Source organism: Aquiflexum sp., from assembly GCF_041751335.1.
Classification (GTDB): Bacteria; Bacteroidota; Bacteroidia; order Cytophagales; family Cyclobacteriaceae; genus Aquiflexum.
This window is the reverse complement of the sequence record NZ_JBGSXS010000428.1, coordinates 1-3964: the sequence shown is the minus strand read 5'-3', so window position 1 is coordinate 3964 and position 3964 is coordinate 1. Positions and strand designations below refer to the sequence as shown.

At 41.6% G+C, this 3964-nt stretch carries 2 protein-coding genes; both read right to left on the bottom strand.

Annotated elements, in window-relative coordinates:
* Positions 1-236: 236 nt before the first annotated feature.
* Positions 237-653, bottom strand: a complete 417-nt coding sequence (gene msrB / locus ACEW8U_RS22675; RefSeq protein ID WP_373524339.1) for a peptide-methionine (R)-S-oxide reductase MsrB — start codon at positions 651-653, stop codon at positions 237-239.
* Between the two features lie 411 nt (positions 654-1064).
* A complete protein-coding gene (locus ACEW8U_RS22670) occupies positions 1065-3452 on the bottom strand; it encodes a penicillin acylase family protein (RefSeq protein WP_373524338.1) in 2388 nt (795 codons plus the stop codon).
* Positions 3453-3964 lie beyond the last annotated feature (512 nt).

The window sequence follows — 3964 nt, the reverse complement described above, 5'->3', positions numbered from 1 at the left end:
GGATAGAAATTTTCGCTTCTTGATTATAAAGAAATTGTATGGTCTATTCCCTTAAATCAATTGTCCTAAATTTAAAAAATAAACATAATGTTTAATACAATTATTATAAAAATTTTTAGGTCAATTAGTAAATGGTTGGTTATTCGAAGAATTTGGAATTATGTTGGAGATTTTTGTTTGAAATAGTTGGGTCTTAAAGGATGAAAATACCGGGAACTGAAGTAGGGAAGAAATAATCACTCCCCCTTAAACCCCAAACTCACCGAATTGATACAATACCTAATCCCTCCTTTATCCTTTGGTCCATCAGGAAACCGATGACCTAAATGACCACCACAATTTGCGCATAGTATTTCCTCCCGCACCATAAAATGGCTGTGGTCCATTTTTACCTCAATGGCTCCAGGTTTGACGGGTTCGGTGAAGGATGGCCAGCCACAGCCACTGTCATATTTGGAGGATGAATGAAAAATCTCATTGCCGCAAGCTTTGCATTCATAGATGCCTGTTTCTTTGTTGAGGTAGTATTGGCCGGTGAAGGGTCTTTCAGTTCCTTTTTCCCGTAGGACATGGTAGCTTTCCGGGTCAAGGTCTTTTTTCCATTCTTCTTCCGGTTTGGAGACTTGGTAGGTTTTTGTTGGTTTTGAGGTCATGGTGTTTTGGTTGTTGTTGTTTTGAGCTTTTCTGTTTGTTAGGGATTGGTTAGGTCTTATGTTTAAACCATGAAATCAGGAAATTGGTTTTTTTAAGGGGCTTTTAAATCTTTGAGCTTCTGATTGGTTGCCAATGATGATGGTAAACTAAAATTAAAGAAGGGTTCCAATCATGATAGTCCTTGCATCAAATAGGACTTAGGGTTGTAGATTTCTCCTGCCGTCGAAATGACAAGGCGAGGCATTCTTAGCAGTTGAACCAAGAAATAACATCGAAGATTATCAAATAGCTTATCCTTGTCACCTCGATCCCGACACCAGTACGGGATAGAGGTCTGATTGCCCGATTGAAGGTATAAATTTCTCTCCCTATATCCATCGGGATCGAAATGACTAAGAAAGCCAACTCCATCAAGGCTTCATCAGTAACTTCCTTTTCTCCTTGATCACCGTCTCTTCCATCAACATCGGCCTATAAATGCCATGAGCGTACATTTCTGCCTGATCGCTATAGTGGGGGCTGAAGAGGTTGCCGCTTTGGCCGGTGGGGAGGATGGATTCTCCTGTGGAAACATTTGAGAAATCGATGATAACCCGAAGTGCTGGTCCTGAGTTGACTTTATAGATCCCATCAGGATTGATGGTAATGGCCATTTTGTTGACAGATTCTTCATTTGCGGCAACTGGAGGGGCTTTGACATTGAAGATTTTATCCAAGGGCTTTTTGGCTCCAAGCGGGTGGGGATGTTCCAATTCAACTACCATTTTCCATTGCCAATTCTCAGGATTGTCTCCTAATTGTGCTTTGAGTTCCTCCAGGGTTTTGCCTAAAGCATTTTGGAGTATTTCCTTTCTGCTCTCATTTTGGCTTGTGTTTACATTATTCCACCAAGGAGAATCCTCCGAAAGGATTAATTTGGATGAACTTCTGATATACAAAAATGTATTAATAAAGTTGTTGAAATAATCCTCACCCAACTCATCTACCATCATGGCATGGAGGCTGTGATAAATCCACTTATAATAGATAGTAGGCGCGATGTCTTCAATGTTATGACTACCATCCCAAGATTCAAGTGCCTGTTGGGCAGATTCCATGCCCTTGAATACTGATAAATCTACTGCTGCCAACATGCTTTTTACATTGATAGGCTGGGTTTCATTGATGGATTCCAGTTGAAGGGCTTTGATGTTTTCTTTGGTCCAATCATTTCTGGATGTGATGGTTTTTGCAATCCTGTTCCACCTGTCTCCGGGATAATAATAGCCTGGATAGAATGTACCGTTGCTTAAGGTATCAGGCTGATTGTTGGCAGTGGCTACAAAACCTGATGCTGGATTGATGCTCATTGGATTTTCTTCAAAAGGAATCCATTGGGTGATATCATTGGCGGGATTGCTACCATCTGAAAAAATCTTGCTGTTGATACCTTCAGGTCTTACAGGCAGCTTAGCCGCTGCCCACCAAGCGATATTTCCGTCTTTGTCTCCATACATGACATTGAGTCCCGGAGCGTGGATTAGTCGAACCGCTTTCTCTGTATCTTGGATATTTTTTGCCCTGCCCATTTTCCAGGTGGCTTCCAGCGCCCTAGTTGGTTCTTGGGTATACACCCACCAAGAAGCAACCGGATTATCTGTCAGTTTTGCAATTTCAGGGATGACTTCATTCATGATGGGACCATGAATGGATTCTTTGATTTCTAAGGTTACAGGGTCTTTTCCTTTGACTGTGATAGTTTCAGTTCTTTTTTTTATGGGTCGGAATTCATTTCCATAAATAGTTTCATTGGGGTTATCTGGATTAAGTTTTTCTTCATAAAAATCCTGATCATCATTTTCAAACATGGTCAGACCTATGGCATGGTGGGTATTGTATCCTACAAAGCCAAAAGGGATTCCTGCAATATGATTGCCATAATAGCTAAAGCCAGGATACTCTAAATGAGATTCGTACCAAACAGCAGGCTGAGAAAATCCAATATGGGTATCATTACAAAAGAGGACTGCACCTGATGCGGTTCTATCCGGAGCAATTACCCACGCATTGCTTCCTTCAAGTAGAGGTACAGGCAATTTATTCAATAAGGTCGAAAGGTTATTGTCCAACATCATTTCACCACTGTACGGATCCCTTTCAGGGTAATTGTTGGGAATGACATGATGTTCCGGCAGGGTGTGTACCGAAAGAACCTTCATATAATCAGGACCCAATTTTCTGGCCATATAGGTCACAAGGGGATCGGTTTTCATCGCCATGGCAAATGTAAATGACATATAACCTGTAATGGCGTGGATGTCATTGATGGTGAATTCCCGCGGTTTGGAACCTAATAGGGTGTATTCAAGGGGAAGTTTTCCGTTTTGTATAAAATGGTTAACACCTCTCACATAGGCCTCGGCTGCAGTTTTCCATTCAGAGTTTCCTGCCTTGTCCCATTCTTCAGTTGTCCATTCAGCATGTTTGGGCAGACCCAAAGTCCTGAAGAATTTATCCACTTCCAGCAAATCCTCACCCAATAGTTCCGCCAAAGTTCCCGTTCCGACCCGGCGTGTCATTTCCATTTGAAACAGCCTGTCCTGTGCATGGACATATCCTAATGCCATATAGGCATCTTTGGCATTTTGGGCATAAATATGCGGAACACCGTAATCATCAAAATACACCTCTGTTTCTGCAGAAAGTCCGGTGATTTCAATCTCGCCAGAATAGGTTGGTCCGAATTGGTATTTGACAATCTGATAGCCGGCAATGATGACAAAAAACAGGATGATTAGGGCAAAGAGGAGTTTTTTCATGAGGGTTAATTGGGTGGGAAAACTTGGGCAAATATAGGGTATACAAATTAAAGTCGGGAAAACTGAATATGTTAAAAAATAAATAGATAATCGGAAATTTGACGATTACCGAATTGTTAAAATACAGGAAACTGTTTATTGGTCTAATTTTCCCTTAGATTTCTAGATTTCTTCTTTCGTACCAATGACATAAATGTAAAATACCCCTCGGCAAGCTCGGGGAACGGAGAATTTGGGTAATTAAGGAGGTAGGGATGGGAAAAGCGGCGTCACCGCTTTTCCCATCCCTACCTCCTCCCCGCACGACTACCCCGGTGGTCGAGCTTGCCGAGACCAAATTAGACTGACCTCAATGTCATTACCTATTCTGAACATTTATAAAATGTTAAAGACTCGAAATTACAAGGTGAACCCCTCTACTCAATTTATTCAATCTAAGACTGTAAAATCACCCTTCCTCTTCCTCAACCGCCTCCAAAATCACCCTACAAGCCTTCTCAATCTCCTCCTCC